The organism is Thermolongibacillus altinsuensis (genome assembly GCF_004341205.1).
In the GTDB taxonomy this organism is placed as follows: Bacteria; Bacillota; Bacilli; order Bacillales; family Anoxybacillaceae; genus Thermolongibacillus; species Thermolongibacillus altinsuensis.
Genome location: NZ_SLUL01000002.1, coordinates 246493 through 267922 on the forward strand (window position 1 = coordinate 246493; position 21430 = coordinate 267922).

Below are 21430 nucleotides of genomic sequence, written 5' to 3' on the forward strand. Positions count from 1 at the left end.
AGCTATGAAAATTCTTGTCACGGGTGCCGCGGGTTTTATAGGTTCACACTTATCTAAACGTTTATTGAATGAAGGATACGAAGTAATAGGTATCGATAATGTTAATGATTATTATGATCCAAAGTTAAAATTAGATAGACTAGAATGGATAAAACACCCTAATTTTAGATTTGAAAAAGTATCTTTAGAAGATAGAGAAAGAATTAACTATATATTTACTGAATATAAACCTACAATCGTAGTCAACCTAGCTGCACAAGCAGGGGTACGTTATAGCCTAGTAAATCCGCATGCATATATCGACTCAAACATTGTCGGATTTATGAATATCTTAGAGGCATGCCGCCGTTATAATGTTGAACATTTAATATATGCTTCTTCTAGTTCTGTTTATGGTGCGAATACTAAGATGCCTTTCTCTGTTCATGACAATGTTGATCATCCAGTGAGTCTTTATGCAGCAACGAAAAAAGCCAATGAATTAATGGCGCACACTTATAGCCATTTATACGGTTTACCAACAACAGGTCTTCGTTTCTTCACTGTATATGGACCATGGGGTAGACCGGATATGGCTTTATTTTTATTTACGGAAGCAATAATTAATGGAAATCCTATAAAGGTATTTAATAATGGTAATATGATGCGTGATTTTACGTATATTGATGATATTGTTGAGAGTATGTATCGATTAATTCAAAGGAAACCGGAACCAAACTTAAACTGGGATGGTAAGAACCCTGACCCTGGTACAAGCTATGCTCCTTATAGAGTATACAATATCGGGAATAGTAACCCGGTAAATTTGCTAGATTTTATAACTGCTATTGAAGAGAAACTAGGAATTAAAGCTAAGAAAGAATTTTTACCTTTGCAAGCTGGAGATGTTCCGGCTACATATGCGGATGTTGAAGATTTATATAAGGAAATAAATTTTAAACCCCAAACGTCTATTAAAGAAGGGGTAAGCAAATTTATTGATTGGTATCTTGACTATTATGGGGTGAAATTATAATGGAAAGAAAAATTGCAGTTGTTGGATTAGGATATGTTGGTTTACCTGTTGCGGTAGCTTTTGGAAAGAAAAGGCGTGTGATTGGTTTTGATATTAATCAAAATCGAATTAATACATTAAAACAAGGTATTGATTATACCAATGAGGTAGAATCTGAAGATTTATTAGAAGCAAATATTGATTTTACAAATGATCCGTCTAAACTTCGTGAGGCGGATTTTATTATTGTGGCTGTTCCAACGCCAATTACCGAAACGAAACAACCGGATTTAACGCCGTTGATTAAAGCCTGTGAAACGGTTGGTTCGAATCTACAAAAAGGTACAATCGTTGTTTATGAATCAACAGTATATCCTGGTGCAACGGAAGAAGTGTGCGTTCCTGTGCTCGAGAAAGCATCAGGGTTAAAAGCGGGTGTTGATTTCTTTGTTGGATATTCTCCAGAACGTATTAATCCAGGTGACAAAGAACATACATTTACCAAAATTACAAAAGTAGTATCTGGCCAAAATGATGAAGTACTGGAGATTATTGCTAGTGTTTATGGTTCCGTAGTAGAGGCAGGTGTTTATCGAGCAAGCTCCATAAAAGTAGCTGAAGCGGCAAAGGTTATTGAAAATACACAACGTGATTTAAACATCGCATTAATGAACGAATTAGCTATTATTTTCGATAAACTTGGAATTGATACAGCGGAAGTATTACAGGCAGCGGGAACTAAATGGAATTTTATTCCGTTCACACCTGGTTTAGTTGGAGGACATTGCATTGGTGTTGATCCTTATTATTTAACATATAAAGCAGAAAGTGTCGGTTACCATCCAGAGGTTATTTTGGCTGGTCGTCGTATTAACGACAATATGGGCAAATTTATTGCGACATCATTAGTTAAACAAATGATTCACAAAAATATGCCAATTCAAGGTGCGAGAGTTACTGTATTAGGTTTAACCTTTAAAGAAAACGTACCAGATCTTCGAAATTCTAAAGTAATCGATGTGATTCGTGAGTTACAAGAATTTGGTGTTGAAGTACAAGTAACAGATGCTCTGGCTGATAAGGATGAAGCTGTTCATGAATATGGTATTGAATTAGTCGATTATGATAAGTTAGTACCAGCTGATGCAGTTGTATTGGCTGTTCCTCATAATGAGTATGTTGAAAAGGGATGGGAACAGTTCAACAAACTACTAAAACATGGAAGAGGTATTGTTGTAGATATTAAGAGTAAATTAGAGAAAGAAACTTGTCCGGAAAATATTACGTTATGGAGATTGTAAAATGAAAGGAAAGAAAATCTTGCAGGTATGTGCCATTGATTTAAGTGTTGATGCGCTCTTAAAGCCATTGATACTTAAATCAATGGAAGAAGGTTATATTGTTCATAATGCTTGTACAGATACAGGAAAATTCGAGCAGTTACGAAAAGAAGGCTTAACAATGATTAATATTAAAATTGATAGAAAGATCAGTCCTATATCAAATTTAAAGTCAATTATTGATTTATATAAGTTAATGAAGAGTGAAAAATACGATATTGTCCATGTTCATACTCCTATCGCTGCTTTATTAGGAAGAATTGCAGCCAAATTAGCAGGAATTAAACATATCATTTACACAGCACATGGATTTTATTTTCATGAAGATATGCCTTCTTTTCAATATAAACTTTTCTACAATATTGAAAAATATGCTGCTCGATTTTTGACAGATTGGCTTTTATTGCAGAGCAGAGAAGACTATGAACTTTCATTAAAAGACAAATTCTTGGAAGAGGATAAGATTATTCATTTAAGTAATGGTGTAGATATCTATAATAAATTTAATCCTTGTTTAATATCTGAAGATGTAAGAATTAGTATGAAGCGAGAACTTCAGATTAGCAACGATGATATAGTTTTTACATTTATAGGCCGCTTAGTAAGAGAAAAAGGTATTTTTGAGTTATTAGAAGCATTTATAGAGTTGTCTAAAAAATATAATAATGTAAAGCTTCTTTTAATTGGTGATCTACTTGGAAGCGAGCGGGATCAAGAGAGTTACTATAAAATCAAAGAGTTATTATCCTACCCTGGAATTATATATGTCGGGTTTAGAAAGGATATCCCTGAATTACTCTCTATTAGCGATGTGTTTGTCTTACCTTCTTATCGAGAAGGTCTACCTAGGTCAATTATTGAAGCTATGGCAATGGAAAAACCTATTATTGCCACAAATATTCGAGGTTGTAGAGAAGAAGTTTTTCACGAAGAAAATGGTTATTTAGTAAAAAAGGCGTCAATTAAATCGCTTTATGAGGCAATGGAAAATTTGGTGAAAGATAAGGATAAGAGATTAGCTTTTGGTGAAAGAAGCCGTTTAATTGCTGAACAATTATTTGATGAAGAAAAGGTTATTAATAAACAAATTGAATTATTTAATAGCCTTGTGTCAAAAGGTGATTAATCATGAAACGTCTGTTTGATTTTATATGTGCTTTATTAGGAATTATTATTTTATCTCCCATAATTCTTGTAACGGCAGTTTTAGTAAGAATTAAGCTAGGCTCTCCAGTGATCTTTAAACAACAACGCCCTGGCCTGCACGGTAAGCCTTTTTATTTATATAAATTTCGCACCATGACAGACGAACGTGATGAGAATGGAGAATTGTTACCCGATCATATGAGATTAACACCTTTTGGGCAATTTCTTCGTAAATTCAGCCTTGATGAGCTACCTCAGTTATTTAATGTGTTAAAAGGGGATCTTAGTCTCGTAGGACCTAGACCGTTACTGATGGAATATTTAGAACTGTATACACCAGAACAAGCCCGTCGTCATGAAGTAAAACCTGGTATTACAGGTTGGGCGCAAGTCAATGGGCGTAATGCAATTTCCTGGGAAGAAAAGTTTAAATTAGACGTATGGTATGTGGATAATCGTTCTTTTTGGCTAGATTTAAAAATTTTATTTCTGACTGTTATTAAAGTGTTTAAGTCGGAAGGAATTAACCAAGCTGGACATGTGACAATGGAAAAATTCACTGGTACGAAAAATGCACAAAAGAGTGGATGATTATTAATGAATCAAATTGTTGTGATTGGTGAAGGTGGCCATAGCAAAGTTATTCAAGATATTATTACTGCGATGGGGACTTATAAAATTATTGCGATTTTAGACGACAAATATAAGGATATACAAGAAAGAGATGGAGTTTTATATGGACCCATTTCAGCGGTTTCTAATCTTGCCAACGAGGATGAGAGTGTTAAGTTTATAGTTGCTATCGGCAGTAACCAAGTTCGTTTAGAAATCGTTAAAAGATTGAGGTTACAGAAAGAGAGATTTGCAACTTTAATTCACCCTTCTGCGATCATCAGTCCTTCTGCTCGTATTGGCGAAGGGACCGTAGTGATGCCTAATTGTGTTGTCAATGCGAATGCTGAAATTGGTAGACATGTAATTATTAATACTGGGTCCATCATTGAACATGATAATCATATTAGCGATTATGCTCACATTTCACCAAATGCAACTTTAACAGGTAACGTTTCTGTTGGTGAAGGTACTCATATTGGTGCTTCGGCTACAGTAATTCCAGGGATAAAAATAGGTGAATGGAGTATCGTTGGTGCAGGTTCGACAGTTATTAGAGATATACCACCTTTTAGTAAAGCGGTTGGTTCGCCAACTAGACTTATAAAGTATTAGATTATAAAAGTAAGTAGACTTGTCTGTAGGACGAGTCTATATATGATAAGCTTAATTTTCCGACATAAACAAGCTTTTCTGTCACTTCTCCGAACGAAAACGCCATCAGACAAATGAATTTGTCTGTCATGTGTTTTACGTTCGGAATGGGCATGCTTCTAGCATGCCGGGGCGGCAAGATTTTTCTTGCCGCCTATGGCAGAAAAGCGGTCTTCTATTCATGATGAGATATGTCGGAAACTCAACTTGAATCTATATATTTTTAAATTTCAATGTTTAAGGATGATCGATTATGGTAAATAAATCTAGAATTTATCTTTCTCCTCCCCATATGAGCGGGAATGAGCAAAAATACATTAACGAAGCATTTGAAACAAACTGGATCGCTCCGCTCGGTCCGAATGTCGACGCATTTGAAAAAGAGTTAGCTGAATATGTAGGATCAAAAGGAGCTGCGGCTGTCAGTTCAGGAACAGCAGCGATTCATTTGGCATTACGTTTGTTAGATGTGAAAAAAGGTGATCGTGTTTTTTGTTCTTCGTTAACATTTATCGCAAGTGCGAATCCGATTTTATATCAAGAGGCGGAGCCTGTTTTCATTGATTCAGAGCCAGATACATGGAACATGTCTCCATTGGCTTTAGAGAGAGCATTGGAAGAAGCGAAGTGTGAAGGAAAGCTTCCAAAAGCAGTGATTGTTGTTAATTTATATGGTCAAAGTGCCAAGATGGATGAGATTTTAGCAATTTGTAATCAGTACAATGTTCCAGTTGTTGAAGATGCGGCTGAATCACTTGGTTCTACATATAAGGGAAAAAAGAGCGGCACATTTGGAAAGTTTGGAATTTACTCGTTCAACGGAAACAAAATTATTACCACATCGGGTGGGGGCATGCTTGTTTCCGATGATCTCGAAGCACTACAGAAAGCCCGCTTTCTAGCAACACAAGCCCGTGATCCAGCTCCACATTATCAACATAGTCAAATAGGGTATAACTATCGCATGAGTAATATTCTTGCCGGTATCGGTCGAGCGCAGTTGGAAGTGTTGGACGAGCGTGTCAAAGCGAGACGAGCGATTTTTGACCGTTATGTGCAGGCATTAGGGGATATTGATGGCATTCACTTTATGCCTGAACTTGAAGGAACCATGTCCAATCGATGGCTAACAACACTAACCATCGATCAGCAAAAACTAGATGTCACGCCGATGGACATTATTAACGCTCTTGCGGAAGAAAATATTGAAGCAAGACCTGTATGGAAACCGCTTCATCTACAACCGGTGTTTGAGGGGATAAAGTATTATCCACATCATGAGAATTGGAGTGTTTCTGAAGAGCTTTTTGAAAACGGCATCTGTTTGCCGTCTGGTTCCAATATGACTGTGGAAGAACAAAATCGAGTGATCGATGTATTTTTAAAAGCGATTCAAAGGTAAAGCGGAAATGGCCATCCTCTGTTTAATGGGGTAGCTCGTTTATTTTTTAAGTAGAACAAATCTGAAACAAAAAGGAGCTTATTCGCGATGAGAAAACAAACTTTGGACAATTGCACCACCCAACTTAAACAGATCCTTATCCATGCTTATCAACAAGGGGAATCTTTCAGTTCTGTTTCTGTTCGTGATTTTGTGCAAGACCTTGCCCATCAATTACACAGCTTACTGCAAAATGAAAACGTAAACAAATAGCTTTTGTGTTAAATTGGCAGAATATTTATAGTTATTATTATAAGATTTAATAAAATTCCATCGTTAAGTTACATCCAAATGATTTTTCCTAACGTTATAAAAATGAATACGATTTTTTTGAAGGATGATAAGTAGCATCCGCATCCTTTGAATCCGAAAAAGCGGGATGATTGCGCTGTTGTAAAGGATTAGGGGAGAAGGAGTTGTATGCGATATGGAAAATAACGGAATAAAATTGCAAGATCACTTAAATTCCCTTTTGGACGAGTTAGGATCGCCCGTAAACTGGACTCAAGAAGACGCCCATCAATTTTATGTGAGGTTTTGTGATTCGCAGCTTCTTGGTGACCGTTTGATTTTATATAAGTCAAACTTGATTTCTCTACATGTTTAAATATAGCTGTCATCTGTCTATACTGCTCCTAATGATAATACAAAGGAGCGGATAGATATGAGAAAAACTCTGCAAATTACGAATGACTATGGTTGGACGGTTGAACGTCTGCAAGCATGTGAACGTGCTCAAAAAAACGCTAATATGTCAAAACGAGTCGCTGCTATTCGTTTGGTCATGCAAGGCTATATGGGATTGCAAGTGGCTCAACTGTTGAATCTTCATCGACATTCGGTCTCTTCTTATGTTCAAAAATTTAATGAAGGCGGCATGGACGCATTACTAGAACGCCGTTACGCTCCGGGTAAAAAACCGTACCTGTCCGAAAAGGAAGAAACTCAGCTCAAGAACATGATTTTGATGTCCACTCCTGCCCAAGAAGGGTTTGGAGTAGAAGCGTATTGGGATACACGCATCATCCAACATGTATTGGAAGAAAAATGGAATGTATCCATGACTCGGTATGGCATTACTAAAATGCTTCATCTATGGGGATTTCGTTATACATGCCCAACGTATACCTTAAAGCGTGCAAACCCTCGGAAACAACAAGAATTTCAAGAACATGTTCAAGAGTTAAAAAAAACGTCTCCGAAGACATGGTGTTAATGTACGAAGATGAGAGTCATATTCGTGATTACCAGGCTCTCCATGCCACATGGAGCTTGAAAGGAAAACAAAAACAAGTTCTTACGTATGGACATCATGCGACGGTTTCTTTATTTGGTGCACTCAATGTCATGAATGGCGAATTTTTGTGCATGGAAGCAGCGATGTGTAATGCACAATGGTTTCAACAATTTTTGGAATATGTTCTTTCTCAATATCCGAAGAAAAACATTGTCATTCTAAAGCCGTTCTTAGAAAAACATCGAAAACGTCTCACTCTTTTATTTTTGCCACCGTATTCACCGAATTTAAATTTGTGCGAACGTATATGGAAGTGGATGAAAGAAAGTGTAATTGTCAACCATTTCCATGCGACTCGAGAAGAAATACGAGAATCGATCATTTCTTTTTTGGAATACATTGCGGATATGCCAGAAAACGTACTCCAACGAGTCGCACAGGTTCATATGTCGAAAGCTTAAGTTGGATTTATATATATTACAACTAGCTAATTCCTATTTTATGAAATTTTACAAACCTATCTGTAGCAAAAAAATGTAAAAATCATTGTTGTTTAATTATGTAAATAATGTTAATATTAATTATGTATATTGTAAAATTTTAGGAAGTAAATAAAGTACAAGGTAGAAATTAATTATTATTTGCTAAGAGAAAGGAAAGAAGGGTATTAATGGATAAAGTAGTAGTTCGTACAAAAAGTGAGTTAAAAGATGCTGTACAAGCTGGAATTAAAAACATTATCATACAAGGGGATTTGGCTGAAAAAGTAAACAAATCTTTTAAACTAAAAAAAGTATCAAAAATTACATTAGGAATTTTAACAGCTTCCTTGGCTGCTACGCCGATAACAGGAGGTCTGAGTACAGTAGCTGCTGTACCAATTGCTACTTTAACTGGATTAGAAATCGCTATAATTCTTGCGATTGCATATCTCGGAACTTCATTAGTACTTTCTCTAATAAAAGAATATAAGGTTGTAAAAGTGAGAGTACAGACTGGTGGTAAGGAAATGGAAATTGAGTTAGAAAAAGAGTAATTTGAAAGATCAAATTCTTAACCCGTGGTGCTAGTTTAACCTTAACCCTCAACTAGCCCAAGAATTACGAGTGAATAAGCTAGTAAAATGCCATCCAAAGCTGATTCAAATCCAGAAACAGAGTTGGCTCGAATCTCTGTGATCCGGTACTGATCAATGAGAACTGAAAAACACGGTTTCAATGACTTTGCGCTTTCGTTTCATCCATCGTTTCCATGCTTTCGATTGGTGGATCTTCTGGTTTTTCCGAACGGGCGTCCAAAAAGTGATCTTGTATTCATCATACAGCTTCTTTTGCAAGTCTTGGCTCACATATCCTTTGTCGCCAAGTGTATACGGATGAGGAAGTTGGGCCATCACTGTTTCCGCAGCTGTCCGGTCGTGACGGATGCTTCGGTTACGACATATCCCATCGGAAGCGCTTGGTCGGTGATCTGAAGATGAAGCTTCAACCCATAGTAAGCCATCTTTTTAATGCACAATACCCAATATCTGTGATTCCTTGAAACCGTTTGACGCGATACATTCGTGCGTGGTGGCAGAGTTCAATGGGTAAGCTATCCACTACCGCATAAGCGTGATGTTGCCCACGTTTGGCTAGTTGATATCGTATCCATTTGACGGCAAAGCCAAGATTTCGACAACGACGGTTATATCGAGAGCGTTCAGGAAATAAATCTTTCGAAAATAAGTTTCCGATCACAAATCGGTGCCAAGCTCGTTCGGATGTAAAACCAAACAACTTTCCAAGAACATGGACGGCGATGATGACCTTGTCTTCCTGTTTCAACAAATGACGATTTCGACGTTGTAAATACATCTGAATTAAAGACAATTGTCCAGATACAAAGAATAAAATCGCTACATATTGTTTTTGAAGTTTGGCTCGATCTGTTGTAAAATAAAAGTGCTCTTGCATGGGACTTCTCCTTTTGAATGTTTGGTAGCACTTTCATTTTAAAGGAGATCCTTCATGCAAGGGCTATTTTTATACTCATCTCATTTTATCTAGTACCACGGGTTTATGTAATAAAAAAGGAAAGGTAAAAAACAATGGTGGCAATCAATAGTCATGCAATGGGGATTTAGGAGCTTACCGTCATTCGAATGATGAACGTCATCCAACGATATATGTCGACTTTTGTTGAATAATGATAGTTGAAAAATGAAAATTAAGTAAATTAATATAATTGATAAGTAGTGGTTTTTTAGAAATATATTCCATTAAATTTCTTTATTTAGTGAACATATCAGCGCCATTGGGGGAGGATTGATTGATTATCTCTATTTATCCTAATGAAAGACAACTGGTCAATGCTTTTATGGAATATACTTTTGCTCATCAAATTCCTCTAACGAATGGAGAAACGAGAAAGCTTTTTATCTGGGGGAACGAGATCTGGCTGCCGGATGGAAAGAGCGGGAATCGATCAGGAATTTTAGATTTAATTGGAACGGATGAGAACGGAGAAGTTTGGCTAATTGAAGCAAAACTGTGCTCGAATCCTGAATTAAATGAGAATATTTGGAGAGAGCAGCTTGATCCATATCGCCTTTCCTTATCCAAACGATCTGAAGATGAAATTGTCATGGGGGCAAGGCGCTATTTAATAAAAGCGAATGCCGATTCGGTTTTTCCGCCTTTTATCAACGATCGTGTTGAAGGACTTTACGATGGATTTAAGCAATGGTGCGCACATTGGGGATTTTCTGAGGAAAAAGCAAAATGGCTTTATGATTGCACGATCCAAAACATAATGAAGGGCAATGTCATTGCATGTGTTCTTGCCGATATTCTGGATGAACGGGTATGGGAGAAGCGGGAAAGTACATTTGCTCACGGTGGTTTTGCTTATATTGCGTTTCAACCTTCAGAAATGATGGTGTTATTCGATTCAAGGGAGCCCATGATCAAAACGCAAGATGCCAATTTCAGCAGAGGTACATGGGATGAGCTGGTAAAGAAAAAGAAGGAAGTAAAACCGACTCCTGATACATTGGAATTGTATTTATCAAAAGATGTCATTGACACATACAGCAGAATACGAGATTTTTTATTGGAGTTAGGATGGGATAAGAGTTACCGTTCAAATCAGAAGGCGTTTATTATTGATTTACCTACGAAATATGGAGCGGATATTCGGATTCATATTGGCTGGGTGGATGCGGATGGAAGTATGGATATCCACTATCGGACAGTTCATAATTTCGGATTGAAGTTTAATATCGATTTTCGGCATTTTAAAAGAGATCCAACAAAAAAGGAGCTTTGTTATAGGCTTGCGAAAAGGTTGGCGATGGAGGCAAGGTATAACGGAAGAGGAACAGCAAAGGTGTTGAATCAACGCGATCTTACAGATGATGAGTTTGAAAAATGGGATGGAGAAATGTATCGGATGGTAGATAAATATAACCGAGATTATATTGGAAGAGAAGAGGAAGCGAAAGATTTAGAGGCCGTATTTCAGTTTTTAAAAGATATAGTCATGAAAAGGGAAGTTTAGCACTTGCCGAGCGGGAATTTCTGTTTGTCAACGCCCGATCAATAAAGAAGGAGATTGTATGTTTGAAATCGTTGGTCAATTGCGTTGTCCTGTCTGTTCAAAACCGGTTGAGATGGATGATAAAGTTTTTCTGGATTTTATAAATACCATTATCCATCAAAAGTGCTATTATCAATCTCCCAAGCATCAACTTCCTATCAAAGACGAAGGAACGTTCAAAAAAATGCTTTTCAAATATTCTTTTCTTAAATAGTTACATACAGAAAAGTCCTTCGCATTCAAGAGGGACTTTTTTTGTATGAGGGTGTGTGTCTGCGCATGGAGATTCAAGATTTATACATGTCTATGTTCAAAGGTGTAACTGCTAAAATAAAGTGGACAGTTTCCGCCAAATAAAATTGGACACTTATTTACCAATTTTACTCTTAACAGCTATGATAGATGTTGAGATTTTATCTAGCTGTTGGAGGGACTGAAAGGTGGATAAGTGGGAAATGTATATGGAAATTTATCAACTTTTGAAACAAGGGTTTAGTAAAACATCCGTCGCTAAAAAATTAAAGATATCCAGAACGACATTATATAACTATTTAAAGCGTTCACCTGAGGACATGACAACATGGTTAGCTTCTACGAAGCAACGAAGAAAAAAGTTAGACCCTTATCGAGAGCTTATTTTACATTGGATTCAGAAGCATCCAGATTTATCAGCGTCTCAGGTACAAGACTGGTTAGAGGAACGTTATCCTGACCTTTGCGTGGGAGAAAGTACGGTTCGGAGTTATGTACGTAATTTACGAGAGGAATGGAAAATCCCAAAGGAGACCTCGATTCGCCAATATCAAGCCGTGCCGGATCCGCCTATGGGACAACAAGCGCAAGTGGATTTTGGAAAGGTCAAAGTGAAAATCAACAAGGGAAGGAAATCGATTTATATTTTATCGCGTTTGTCCTTTCACACTCGCGTTATAAATACAAAGAGTGGCTAAATCGTCCTTTTACAACGAGAGATGTCATTCAAGCTCATGAGAATGCGTTCCAATGGTTTGGTGGAATCCCAAACGAACTTGTTTATGATCAGGACAACCTGATTGTGGTTAGTGGAAATGCCGGGGACCTCATTCTTACCGCCGAGTTTGAAGCCTATCGAAGACAGCGCAACCTCACTCTTCATGTATGTCGAAAGGCAGACCCGGAAAGCAAAGGGAAAATTGAGAATGTCGTAGGATTTATCAAACACAACTTTGCCAAACATCGGATATTTACGAATCTCGACATGTGGAATGAACAAGGATGGGAATGGTTACGGCGAACAGGTAATGGGAGAGTCCATAACACGACAAAAAAGAGACCAGTCGACGTGTTCGAACTCGAAAAACAACACTTACGACCGATCTCTCTATCATTGGACGTGACCTGTGTCCAAAAACCAAACCTTACAAACAGTATAACAAGAACGGTCAGAAAGGACAATACGATTCTGTACAAATCGAATCGATATACGGTTCCGTGCGGAACCTATATGCCGTTTGGAAAAACAGTACAAATTGTCATTCAAAAGAAACAGGAGCTCTTCATCTACGATTCTGAAACAGGGGAATACTTAGGAAAGCACACGATCGCTCATGGCAAAGGAAAGCTGATTCAAAACCGAAACCATTTGCGAGATCGAACGAAAGGCATCGATGCCTATATCAAAAGGGTTGCCAACCAATTTGAACAACCAGATGTGGCAAAGGAATATCTAGAACACATACGAAAAGCCTATCCGCGATATATACGCGATCAATTGTAGCTCATTCAAAAACAACTGGCTCACTCTCCGACATCCCTCTGCAGCCAAGCACTACAAAAATGCATCGAATTACAGCTGTATAGTGCTTCAGAGTTTACAGATATGATCGGTTACTTAAAACGGCAACATCGATTGAACACTTCCGGCAAAGCCGTTCAGGTAAACCGAATCCAATCATTACAGGAGGAGAGTCATTCTATCCTTTGTGCACAACTAGCTGTAAGAAACGTAATATATCGGGATTTTGGAGGGAAGAACGAAATGAGCCAGTTAACAAATGTACAAGAGTTATTACGAGTATTACGTTTGACAGAAACGACTTCTCATCTGCCTATATTAGTGAAACAAGCAGAGACGAATGAGGTGACATATCTACGTTTTTTATACGATGTGTTGCGTTATGAACAACATCGTCGGGAGGAGAAATTGCGGGAGAGGCGTTTGAAATGGGGTCTTTCCCCTACTACAAGACGTTAGATGAGTTTCAACTACAAGAACAGCCATCACTGACGAAAAGACAATTTCACCAATTGCGAGAACTCTCATGGTTAGACCAACTCTTTAACTTGATTCTGTTAGGACCGCCAGGTGTCGGAAAAACCCATTTGGCGATTGGTCTCGGGATTGAAGCGATTCATCAAGGGTATAAAGTGACGTTTATTACGATGGAGAGTTGATTCAAGCGTTAAAAACGGATGAAATTACTCGAAAATCACAAATTCGCCTTCAACGACTGAGGGAATCGAACTTAGTGATTATCGACGACTTAATGTTTATAGCGATGGATCAACGAGAAGCGAATTTATTCTTTCATTTGATTAATGACTTGTACAATCAATCGTCGATTATCCTAACATTCAATAAAGGGCCTAGTGAGTGGGGAGAATTACTCGGTGATCCAGCTATCACCACAGCTGTATTAGACAGAATCATCCATCGTGCCCAAAATTAATGATCAAAAAGTGTTCAATTTTACTTGACGGTTACATCCCTGCAGTATTGAAAGAGGTAATATTTCATTCAGGTTCGAGAAGTAAAATTTTAAAATTTCTTATTGACATAGTACGCTGTCACCGCTTGATGTAAAGGGAAAAATGTACAGAAAACATAATCCCCATCTTCTTTTTGAGATGGGGATTGAAAACATTATTTAATGAAACGAGCATCAAATAAACCTAATTCATTATCAACATCGCCTCTTGGAGATGATACCCTAAAAGTGATTTTATTTACGTTTTTAATGTTTAAATTAATTTCTTCAGGAAAATCTCCTGGAATAAATGTCTTAGAGTAAGTTTTTTCACCATCAATGTAAATTTCGAGAACAATTGATCCTGGTGAATCTTTATAATCATTAGTTAATCCAGCTATGGCTTTGAATGTTTTATATTGACCATTTAAAGGAAATTCGAGAAGTGACCATTGATCTTCAGAACTCCAGGAGTCGCCTATGAAAAACTTAATATAGTTACTATACTCGTTTCCTACGTTGTCCTTTATCTTTTCCGAAGAATCATACACGTATTCGAAATAATGCCGATAATACCCTTCTTGATAATTCATATGTTCAATATCTCTTCCCGGATATGCGGCGGTTGTCTCTTCCATTTCACCGATGTAGATAGTTTGTGTAGAGCCTTCCCACTTAACATTATATCCTAACTTTTCGCTAATATATCTTAAAGGAACGTAGGTTGTTCCTTTATAAGTAAAAGGTTGTTGATCAGGCATTTGTGAGACTTTGTTAATTTTAATGTTCTTAACATTGTAAAATACTTCAATCAAGTTTCCGCCAACTGCATAAGCTCCAACAGCACCAAACGTAATAGCACCAGCTAGAAATCCTGCAACTAATTTTTTCATAAAACCTCTCCCTTACCTTTATAATTTTTTGGTATATTACATAAAAATAGTATAAATAGATATAATCTTATATTCAATATAAATATTGGAAATTAGATGTGTAACTTATAAAATTTTTCAGCAGTATATCAACGTATTGATGGTGCTGCAAAACTTGAGAAAAAACTCAAATTTGTACATGAGGATACGTAATATGGGCGCAGTCACTGCTCAAAGTTTGTCGAAAGATTAGGTAGCTCGCTCGCCACGATCAAAGTTCTCATCTCCATGTTTAACTTTCTCCAATCTATGCTAAAATGAAAAATATATCATGATGAAAGAAAGAGTGGAGTAGATTGATTGGAAGAAATGAACTTTGTCCTTGTGGAAGTGGGAAAAAATACAAAAAATGTTGTATGAACCAAGCAGTTATAGTAGAGTTTGAAAAAGTGAAAGAGGAACGGTTTTTTCGAATGAAGCACGAGCTGACCGATGAGATGAATAGGTTTTTAGATCGTGTGCTCACGTTTCAAGAGCGTCTGCGTATTCAACAAGAGTTTCGAAATCGTCTAGCAGACATAAAGAATGGCGATTATTTAGAAGCGTTGTTTTTACTTTGGATGATGTTTTTTTATCGATTTGAAAACGGATTGCGTGCGGTGGAATGGTTTTATCAGGAGCGGAAAGCGCAGTTGAGTGCAGAGAAAAAGAGGTTGCTTGAAACGTGGCTCTCGCTCGTTCCTCGTCTCATTCAAATCGTCGATGCAGATGAAGGCGGCGTCATCGTGGAAGACCAGATGACGAAAGAGCGATTGTATATGCCGTTTTGTGAAACGATGCCAAAAGCGCTTCCGTGGGCGGGAAGCTTTTGTTTGGTCGAACCGGTGGATGGGCGCTATTATATTCATGGTGCAGCGGTCATTGAAGGACCTAGAGGGATTCAGCGCGCTTATGAAAAGATTCAGCAGTTGCTTCAGAAAACGAAGCGGCCATATGAACAAGTTGCTTTCGATCATTTCCTTGAAATCGTTGGGGAGTTGATCGACGAAGATCTTTTTCGGCACAAGGAAATAACAACGATTGATGAAGTGACGCTTTATTACGAAGTGACAGATGCGAATCAACTCGTTCGCTCGCTTGTTGAAAGGGATGTTGTGCTTGTCGGTGAGTGGAAAGGTCACAAAGGGAATTTAAGTTTTGTAGGAAAACATTACATGTACGAAGATAATGCAGCTCCTGATTGCATATATGTGCGGGAAGTGCGTGGATTTATTGAAATAAGTAACAGTCGCTTGAAGTTTATGTCTGTTTGGCAAGAGGCGATTGAGGCATTCCAACAAGTTATGAAGCAAATGGGTTCGCTCGTTCGTTTTATTGAGAAAAAGATGAGAAAGCTGGATGTACCGAAAGATGTAGAGTTGCAAACGTATGCGATGCGAATGAGCGAGGAAGTGCCTCGTTATTTTGGGATGCTTGCGAATCAAGCCATTGAGGTCCATGAATTTCTTCATCGTCCCCATCTGGACTTTAACGGCCAAACGATAATGAAAATGATCGAACAAGGGCAGCACGAAAAAGTCGAACAATGGTTGCGCGAGCGTGAATATGTGAGTTTTATAAATGGTCAGCAGTTTGAGTGCCCGGTGACGGTCGATTTTAACACGCTTCGGCGCACGTTTGGGCTTCCGTTGTCGCCGTTTGTCACGCTGAAAGAAAAACGAAAAACGAGTGTACGGCAAATAACCGAAAATCCGTTTTCCCTTTCATCAGCGTATCAAGAAGAGGAGATCGAAGCGTATCGTCAGCTTGATTTTCCAATGGAGTGGCTTTCTTCGTTTTTCGCTCGCGATATGATCGACTTTTTCAAAAAGAAAGCGCTCGGAAAATCAGAGGCGACGGTGTATAAATATCGAACCGGTTTGACCATTGTTGCGCATTACTTGATTCATTCGGTGATTTCATCTTGGACGAGCATGCAAAAGGAACATTGGGAAGAATGCATCGTCTATCACTATTTAGAAACGAATGCAGATGCGAGCATCAACCAAGCCAAAGCGTTTTTAGGGACGGTGAAAGCGTTAGCGAAATGGCTTGATGACCAATACGGAACGAACCATGCGTCTGCCGTTCGCGACATTGTCCAAGCGGTCGAGGAAGAAATATACGATGCGATTCGGTTGCTTGATGCCTATGTGCCTCATCCGACTCGAAAGTATCATGCTTGGATGCATGATGTATGGATGGAAGCGATGAAAAACGCAGCGCGCGATCGCTGTCAAGTGAGCGGTCTTTTTGAAATTGTGTCAATTTCGACAAACACGATCCAAGTAAAACATTTGGGAGATGGAAAAGCATACTCGGTGCAGTCGGCGCCTTTCGCTTGTGCCCATGCGAAAGCGGGAATGTTGATTCGCGGAACGATTCGTGAAAAAGGAAGCAACCTGTGGACGGTTATTGAGATGAAGCGCGTGTTTCCAAGCAAGGCGGGTGCGTATGTACCTGTCATCGCTCAAAATTTATCGAAATATTGATAAAGACCGAGAGACCTCGTTTGGCTCTCGGTCTTTTCTTTTTTGAATGATCTACTGTCACGCTCCAAAGTGTATCAAAAGATGGAGACCGAATAAAGGAGAAAGAGAGCTGCACTATAATGATGGTCAGCTCTCTTGCTTTTATTTTTATAGGGACAATGCTTTGATAGGAAGCGGCAACGGTTATCTCCTTTTGAATGGCACGACGTTATTGCTGCCTTTTTTACTCATGAATACCTCTTCTAACTGCTTCTTGATTTCTTCCGCATATGTAGGAGATAAGATATGTAGAAAATCCGGATTATTTTCGATGAATCTCTCCAGCCTTGGATCATCGTATTCATCTTTGTACTTCAATTGCACATAAATTTTCACCATCAGCAAGCCGCAATAAGTATTTTCCTCTTCATCATCGGATATTCGTGAAGGGTTAAATATAAATAATTCTCCTTTATGTTTGCCTTTCAACATTCTAGCAACGCCGAGTCCGATCTTTTGAGCTAATTCAATATCAACGTCATCGATCATTTTATACATGATGACTAATTCGCCTTCACCATAACAAAATAATGAAGATGCAATATCGATGGTGTTGTTGGGTTTCAAATTTTCCAAGATCGACAACAGCTCTTTTTTCGAATGATTTCTGACTAACTGATTTAAATCCACATTGAAATAATCGCCCGCTGTGTATACGTCAAGATCATCCGTAATGACATCGATGGATACAATTTCAAAATCAACGCCTTCTTTTAAAGGATTGTCTTTGTTGATGGTGATCGTATCCTCTACAAAATCGAATACATTTTTCTTGTTGATTCCGAACATTCCTCGTGACTCCTTTCTTGAAATGATGAAAAATAAAAAAAGAGGCTAAAAAAATAGCCTCATTAATATATGTAAATCAGAAAAGAAAAATCACACGCTTCGTTTTTATTAATGAGGAGCGAGTTTGGTCATTTTGATGATGGAATAGATGCGTGTCAATTCTCTCAAAATATGTCGAAAAAATCTGTGGGGCTTTTCTTTTTTATTTATATAAGGGAGAGTTAAATGAGGATTTGAAAAGGTGCATGTGCATCGCGATCCGAAAATTTTTCAAAAAGAAAAGGAGGGCTGATCGCCTTTAAAGCGAATGCTCTCCTTCTGTATTTTTATAAAATTGGAAATTTTATGTTTTATTTGATGTTTTGGTTGTTCAAAGAATGTTATAATAAATATGCAATAGCAGAGGTTCAAGGGAAAATCAGCTTGCCCCTATCTCGTTGAAAAGGGGGGTGAGCTTTTGACAGTATACGAGACGATTTCGCTAATGATTGCATTTGGGATGCTTGTTGTAACCATGCTGTCATTTGATAAAAAGAAAAAATAGACCTCCCTTGAACAGCCGTCAATTCTTGGATGAGGTCTATTTTTCATGTAAGCTGACTCCTTTGAGCCTGCTATCGCATGGGCCGAAAGTGTTGCAGCACTTTCGGCCACATTTCTTATTATATTCTCTTTCTCTAAAAATCATACTTTTTGCTTACCAACTACATTATATGTGATTAATTACACTAAATTCAATAATTTTAGAGTAGAATTTGCGCCAGTCATGTCTAAATTTGGTCGAAAAATTGGAAATCGAACGTCATATCGAATAGGACTAATGTTCTATGATTGGGAAGGATAAAAGGTTGCGTGCCTGTCATCACCGAAGTTTGTCGAAAAATGATAGAGTAAAAGAAGAGGAGAGTGTCAATGTAAAGTCTCTCCTTTTTGTATTTTTAACATGTTCACCGAGAAGTCTCTCCTCTCTAAACAACGTGTAGGTGGGAGAGGTTCATATCGGCAGTATGATGCGGATTGGAAAAACATTTGTTATAACCCAGGAAAGCTGGCAACGAAAAATTATAAAGGACCGCGCCCATTCAGCGAACCGGAAGCGCAAGCGATGCGCAATTTTACGCTCGCTCACAATTTCCAAATGGCTATTTCCTCCCACTCTTCAGAAGAAATTATTTATTGGCACTTCCATCAATTGGGAGAGCGGAAAAAGCGGGATTACTCCCTTGCTTCGATGCTGGCGAAAAAAACGGGCTATTCTCTTGTCAAACCGAAAAAAAATCCGAGCGGCGGGTATACCGATTGGTTTATTTCTGGCTTTAAAAAGCCGGGGTTTACGCTGGAAGTTTCGAAATATGTATATAGATTCAAGTTGAGTTTCCGACACATCACATCATGAATAGAAGACCGCTTTTCTACCATAGGCGGCAAGATTTTTCTTGCCGCCCCGGCATGCTAGAAGCATGCCGATTCCGAACGTAAAACGCATGACAGACAAATTCATTTGTCTGATGGCGTTTTCGTTCGGAGAAGTGGCAGAAAAGCTTGTTTATGTCGGAAAATTAAGCTTATCATATATAGGAGAAAGTTGTCCCCTGACTCAGAAAGAGTAGGGGATTAATACCAAATAATAGTACCAAGTGATAAAAAATTTTTGACAGGACAAGCTTGCAGATGTTACGATGGAAACAAGTGGTTTGATTTAAAAAAATATCTTCGGATGTGTGATTTCGCATCTCTCATTACGGAGCAGCTCGCCCATTTTGTGCGAATGGGCGGTATATTTGAAAGGAGACCTGTTTAAATGAAAGAATTTTATACGTTCGGTTGGTATGCGTCGAAAATTTCGCCGCACTTGCCGAAAAAAGTGTTTCAGCCTGTCCCTTCTCGTTTGTTTGGTGGTCTTGCCTACCTCATCATTGCGATCAGTTGCCTCGTTGTCATTTCCTTGTTGAATCTTCATCTATTGTGGAATTTCCTCATTTCTGTGGTGCTCGGTTTTAGCTTTGCAGGATTAGGATTTTTAGGACACGAAATTTTACACGGGACGGTCGTTCGCCGGCCATGGTTGCGCGATTTCCTTGGAGCTATCGCATTTTGGCCGTTGTGCACAGGTCCGAAGCTGTGGAGAAAATGGCATAACTCCAGTCATCATGTGCATACGCAAGATGAAGAGTTGGATCCCGATGCATGGCCGAGTTTAGAAAAGTTAGCGAAAAGCCGTTTATTGCGCTGGGTATATCGAATTCCGTTTGCGATTCGCGCATTCTTTGCCTTTAGCGCATTGACGATCACATTTACGCTTCATTCCATTCGGATGTTGTTTTACTTTTTTAAAGATTTTGAGCCGAAAAATCGCAAAGTCGTGTTTTGGCAGTTTCTATTGCCTTGGGCGACGTGGATTGGCTTGTTGTTTGTCATCGGATTTGAAAAGTGGCTTTTTGCATTTTTCTTGCCACTGTTGATCGGAAACTTCATCGTCATGAGCTACATTTCGACGAATCATCGTTTAAATCCGTTAGTGCCCGTCAACGATCCGCTCGCAAACAGCCTTTCGGTCACTGTTCCGAAATGGATTGATGTTTTGCATTTCAACTTTTCGTATCACACCGAGCATCACCTATTTCCAACGATGAGTTCAAAATATTATCCGCTTGTGAAAGAACATCTCAAAAAAATGTGGCCGGAGCGCTATCATGAAATGCCGATGGGAAAAGCGTTAGCCGCGCTTTGGAAAACGCCGCGCGTGTATTATCAGCAGCGTGAACTCATCGAACCGCGCCAAGGAAACATATGTGGCACACTCGGAAACGGACTAGATCCAACTCGCATTCAACATCGGAAGGTGGAAGTCGAACAAGAGTTGAGTCACAATTTTGTGGATTCAGCATTCAAAAAGGTTGTGAAACATAAGTAGATGGACGCCCACATTTTTGAATGACGCATCTCGGATTTTTCGAAAAATGAATGGAGAGAGTCACGCCATCAAACGGCGATCGACTCTCTTTTTAAAAGTACAACTCTGCACTAATCTTGTCATAAAGGTGGTTTATTTGTTTAAGAAAGAATGTTGCGCTCGTTTAATGAACATTTCTGGGTTTTCAATGAGTCCACACGCGGCGCATTGGACGCGGTAGCTAGGACCGCTGTAAGGAAGATGGAACGGATCAAGCGCGTCATTTGTATATTCTTGTTCGATTTCCCCAGTTTGCGGATGGAGTTTTACTGCTGTTGGTTGTTGCTGAATCAAGTTAAAGCGGGTTCGGTTCGTTTTGCAGCTTGGACATAACATTGGTTCCAAACGATTCACCTCCATTATTTTTATCTTTTAAAACGAACGCTTGGATTATGCGTAAATGGTGCGATTTTTATGTATAGGAATAAAAATCGTGTTTAAAGCATTTAATATAAAAAGATGATTGAGTTGCCAAGCTTCCTTTTATATGGTTCTATATGAAGCCCTCGAAACATCA

Annotated in this window: 23 protein-coding genes and 2 pseudogenes; 20 read left to right on the forward strand and 5 right to left on the reverse strand. The window is 38.5% G+C overall.

The annotated features are described in order from the left end of the window. Positions 1 to 4: 4 nt before the first annotated feature. From EDD69_RS02800 to EDD69_RS02820, 5 genes are read left to right on the forward strand one after another with little or no spacing between them, the layout of a single operon-like run. Positions 5 to 1015 (forward strand): NAD-dependent epimerase, encoded by a 1011-nt coding sequence (locus EDD69_RS02800; RefSeq protein WP_132947428.1) that lies wholly within the window; start codon positions 5 to 7, stop codon positions 1013 to 1015. Next, positions 1015 to 2295, forward strand: coding sequence for a nucleotide sugar dehydrogenase (locus EDD69_RS02805; RefSeq protein ID WP_132947429.1), 1281 nt, complete (start codon positions 1015 to 1017; stop codon positions 2293 to 2295). The genes EDD69_RS02800 and EDD69_RS02805 overlap by 1 nt, the downstream gene beginning before the upstream one ends. A 1-nt stretch (position 2296) precedes the next feature. Further along, positions 2297 to 3460, forward strand: coding sequence for a glycosyltransferase family 4 protein (locus EDD69_RS02810; protein WP_132947430.1), 1164 nt, complete (start codon positions 2297 to 2299; stop codon positions 3458 to 3460). Positions 3461 to 3462: 2 nt separating this feature from the next. Next, complete coding sequence (locus EDD69_RS02815; protein ID WP_132947431.1) at positions 3463 to 4071, forward strand: sugar transferase; 609 nt, start codon at positions 3463 to 3465, stop codon at positions 4069 to 4071. A gap of 6 nt (positions 4072 to 4077) precedes the next feature. Then, positions 4078 to 4707 carry an acetyltransferase gene (locus EDD69_RS02820; RefSeq protein WP_132947432.1) on the forward strand — a complete coding sequence of 210 codons (630 nt, stop codon included), beginning with the start codon at positions 4078 to 4080 and terminating at the stop codon, positions 4705 to 4707. Between the two features lies 1 nt (position 4708). On the opposite strand, the gene EDD69_RS15195 is transcribed toward EDD69_RS02820, so the two are convergent. Beyond that, positions 4709 to 4885 carry a hypothetical protein gene (locus EDD69_RS15195; protein WP_165871709.1) on the reverse strand — a complete coding sequence of 59 codons (177 nt, stop codon included), beginning with the start codon at positions 4883 to 4885 and terminating at the stop codon, positions 4709 to 4711. A 114-nt stretch (positions 4886 to 4999) separates the two neighbouring features. Between EDD69_RS15195 and EDD69_RS02825 the strand changes: the two genes are divergently transcribed. The 5 genes from EDD69_RS02825 to EDD69_RS02840 all read left to right on the forward strand — a co-directional run bounded on the left by EDD69_RS02825 (position 5000) and on the right by EDD69_RS02840 (position 8460). Further along, positions 5000 to 6148: a DegT/DnrJ/EryC1/StrS family aminotransferase gene (locus EDD69_RS02825; protein ID WP_132947433.1), complete on the forward strand. Its 1149-nt coding sequence runs from the start codon at positions 5000 to 5002 to the stop codon at positions 6146 to 6148. An 87-nt stretch (positions 6149 to 6235) separates the two neighbouring features. Further along, a complete protein-coding gene (locus EDD69_RS15200; RefSeq protein ID WP_165871710.1) occupies positions 6236 to 6400 on the forward strand; it encodes a YwzD family small protein in 165 nt (54 codons plus the stop codon). A gap of 451 nt (positions 6401 to 6851) precedes the next feature. Then, positions 6852 to 7403, forward strand: a complete 552-nt coding sequence (locus EDD69_RS15495; RefSeq protein WP_132947434.1) for a helix-turn-helix domain-containing protein — start codon at positions 6852 to 6854, stop codon at positions 7401 to 7403. Next, positions 7403 to 7885: an IS630 family transposase gene (locus EDD69_RS15500; RefSeq protein ID WP_165871711.1), complete on the forward strand. Its 483-nt coding sequence runs from the start codon at positions 7403 to 7405 to the stop codon at positions 7883 to 7885. Before EDD69_RS15495 ends, EDD69_RS15500 begins: the two co-directional genes overlap by 1 nt. A 209-nt stretch (positions 7886 to 8094) precedes the next feature. Beyond that, positions 8095 to 8460 (forward strand): hypothetical protein, encoded by a 366-nt coding sequence (locus EDD69_RS02840; protein WP_207893241.1) that lies wholly within the window; start codon positions 8095 to 8097, stop codon positions 8458 to 8460. Positions 8461 to 8501: 41 nt separating this feature from the next. Here the strand turns inward: EDD69_RS02840 and EDD69_RS02845 are convergent. Next, a pseudogene (locus tag EDD69_RS02845) lies at positions 8502 to 9379 on the reverse strand (IS982 family transposase). 355 nt (positions 9380 to 9734) lie between these two features. Here EDD69_RS02845 and EDD69_RS02850 point away from each other — a divergent pair. The 5 genes and pseudogenes from EDD69_RS02850 to istB all read left to right on the forward strand — a co-directional run bounded on the left by EDD69_RS02850 (position 9735) and on the right by istB (position 13711). Then, on the forward strand, positions 9735 to 10964 hold the full coding sequence (locus EDD69_RS02850) for a hypothetical protein (RefSeq protein ID WP_132947436.1): 1230 nt from the start codon (positions 9735 to 9737) through the stop codon (positions 10962 to 10964). Between the two features lie 58 nt (positions 10965 to 11022). Continuing rightward, complete coding sequence (locus EDD69_RS02855; RefSeq protein WP_132947437.1) at positions 11023 to 11217, forward strand: hypothetical protein; 195 nt, start codon at positions 11023 to 11025, stop codon at positions 11215 to 11217. A gap of 226 nt (positions 11218 to 11443) precedes the next feature. After that, positions 11444 to 11953, forward strand: coding sequence for a helix-turn-helix domain-containing protein (locus EDD69_RS15505; protein WP_243643024.1), 510 nt, complete (start codon positions 11444 to 11446; stop codon positions 11951 to 11953). A 104-nt stretch (positions 11954 to 12057) separates the two neighbouring features. After that, the gene (locus EDD69_RS15510) at positions 12058 to 12759 is read left to right on the forward strand and encodes a hypothetical protein (protein WP_243643025.1); all 702 of its coding nucleotides are present in this window, start codon (positions 12058 to 12060) and stop codon (positions 12757 to 12759) included. Positions 12760 to 13020: 261 nt separating this feature from the next. Then, positions 13021 to 13711, forward strand: a pseudogene (istB, locus tag EDD69_RS02865) (IS21-like element helper ATPase IstB). Positions 13712 to 13905: 194 nt separating this feature from the next. Here istB and EDD69_RS02870 read toward each other — a convergent pair. After that, entirely contained in the window at positions 13906 to 14622 is a 717-nt protein-coding gene (locus EDD69_RS02870; protein WP_132947438.1) for a stalk domain-containing protein, read from the reverse strand. 335 nt (positions 14623 to 14957) lie between these two features. On the opposite strand from EDD69_RS02870, the gene EDD69_RS02875 reads away from it, so the two are divergent. Continuing rightward, complete coding sequence (locus tag EDD69_RS02875; RefSeq protein WP_132947439.1) at positions 14958 to 17132, forward strand: SEC-C domain-containing protein; 2175 nt, start codon at positions 14958 to 14960, stop codon at positions 17130 to 17132. A gap of 183 nt (positions 17133 to 17315) precedes the next feature. Here the strand turns inward: EDD69_RS02875 and EDD69_RS02880 are convergent, their stop codons facing one another. Then, the gene (locus EDD69_RS02880) at positions 17316 to 17960 is read right to left on the reverse strand and encodes a hypothetical protein (protein WP_132947440.1); all 645 of its coding nucleotides are present in this window, start codon (positions 17958 to 17960) and stop codon (positions 17316 to 17318) included. Positions 17961 to 18417: 457 nt separating this feature from the next. Between EDD69_RS02880 and EDD69_RS15780 the strand changes: the two genes are divergently transcribed. The 4 genes from EDD69_RS15780 (at position 18418) to desB (ending at position 20874) form a co-directional block, all read left to right on the forward strand. After that, entirely contained in the window at positions 18418 to 18504 is an 87-nt protein-coding gene (locus EDD69_RS15780) for a putative holin-like toxin (protein WP_132947476.1), read from the forward strand. Positions 18505 to 18903: 399 nt separating this feature from the next. After that, complete coding sequence (locus EDD69_RS02890; protein WP_132947441.1) at positions 18904 to 19356, forward strand: M14 family zinc carboxypeptidase; 453 nt, start codon at positions 18904 to 18906, stop codon at positions 19354 to 19356. Positions 19357 to 19396: 40 nt separating this feature from the next. After that, positions 19397 to 19570 carry a hypothetical protein gene (locus tag EDD69_RS15205; RefSeq protein WP_165871712.1) on the forward strand — a complete coding sequence of 58 codons (174 nt, stop codon included), beginning with the start codon at positions 19397 to 19399 and terminating at the stop codon, positions 19568 to 19570. Between the two features lie 191 nt (positions 19571 to 19761). Beyond that, the gene (desB, locus tag EDD69_RS02895) at positions 19762 to 20874 is read left to right on the forward strand and encodes a Delta(10) desaturase DesB (RefSeq protein WP_132947442.1); all 1113 of its coding nucleotides are present in this window, start codon (positions 19762 to 19764) and stop codon (positions 20872 to 20874) included. Between the two features lie 132 nt (positions 20875 to 21006). Here the strand turns inward: desB and EDD69_RS02900 are convergent, their stop codons facing one another. Beyond that, positions 21007 to 21258, reverse strand: a complete 252-nt coding sequence (locus tag EDD69_RS02900) for a DNA alkylation repair protein (protein ID WP_132947443.1) — start codon at positions 21256 to 21258, stop codon at positions 21007 to 21009. Positions 21259 to 21430 lie beyond the last annotated feature (172 nt).

Coding starts and splice junctions, on each gene's coding strand:
- EDD69_RS02800 (WP_132947428.1), top strand. CDS start 5: ATGAAAATTCTTGTCACGGGTGCCGCGGGTTTTATAGGTTCACACTTA.
- EDD69_RS02805 (WP_132947429.1), top strand. CDS start 1,015: ATGGAAAGAAAAATTGCAGTTGTTGGATTAGGATATGTTGGTTTACCT.
- EDD69_RS02810 (WP_132947430.1), top strand. CDS start 2,297: ATGAAAGGAAAGAAAATCTTGCAGGTATGTGCCATTGATTTAAGTGTT.
- EDD69_RS02815 (WP_132947431.1), top strand. CDS start 3,463: ATGAAACGTCTGTTTGATTTTATATGTGCTTTATTAGGAATTATTATT.
- EDD69_RS02820 (WP_132947432.1), top strand. CDS start 4,078: ATGAATCAAATTGTTGTGATTGGTGAAGGTGGCCATAGCAAAGTTATT.
- EDD69_RS02825 (WP_132947433.1), top strand. CDS start 5,000: ATGGTAAATAAATCTAGAATTTATCTTTCTCCTCCCCATATGAGCGGG.
- EDD69_RS15200 (WP_165871710.1), top strand. CDS start 6,236: ATGAGAAAACAAACTTTGGACAATTGCACCACCCAACTTAAACAGATC.
- EDD69_RS15495 (WP_132947434.1), top strand. CDS start 6,852: ATGAGAAAAACTCTGCAAATTACGAATGACTATGGTTGGACGGTTGAA.
- EDD69_RS15500 (WP_165871711.1), top strand. CDS start 7,403: ATGTACGAAGATGAGAGTCATATTCGTGATTACCAGGCTCTCCATGCC.
- EDD69_RS02840 (WP_207893241.1), top strand. CDS start 8,095: ATGGATAAAGTAGTAGTTCGTACAAAAAGTGAGTTAAAAGATGCTGTA.
- EDD69_RS02855 (WP_132947437.1), top strand. CDS start 11,023: ATGTTTGAAATCGTTGGTCAATTGCGTTGTCCTGTCTGTTCAAAACCG.
- EDD69_RS02870 (WP_132947438.1), bottom strand. CDS start 14,622: ATGAAAAAATTAGTTGCAGGATTTCTAGCTGGTGCTATTACGTTTGGT.
- EDD69_RS02880 (WP_132947440.1), bottom strand. CDS start 17,960: ATGTTCGGAATCAACAAGAAAAATGTATTCGATTTTGTAGAGGATACG.
- EDD69_RS02890 (WP_132947441.1), top strand. CDS start 18,904: ATGTTCACCGAGAAGTCTCTCCTCTCTAAACAACGTGTAGGTGGGAGA.
- desB (WP_132947442.1), top strand. CDS start 19,762: ATGAAAGAATTTTATACGTTCGGTTGGTATGCGTCGAAAATTTCGCCG.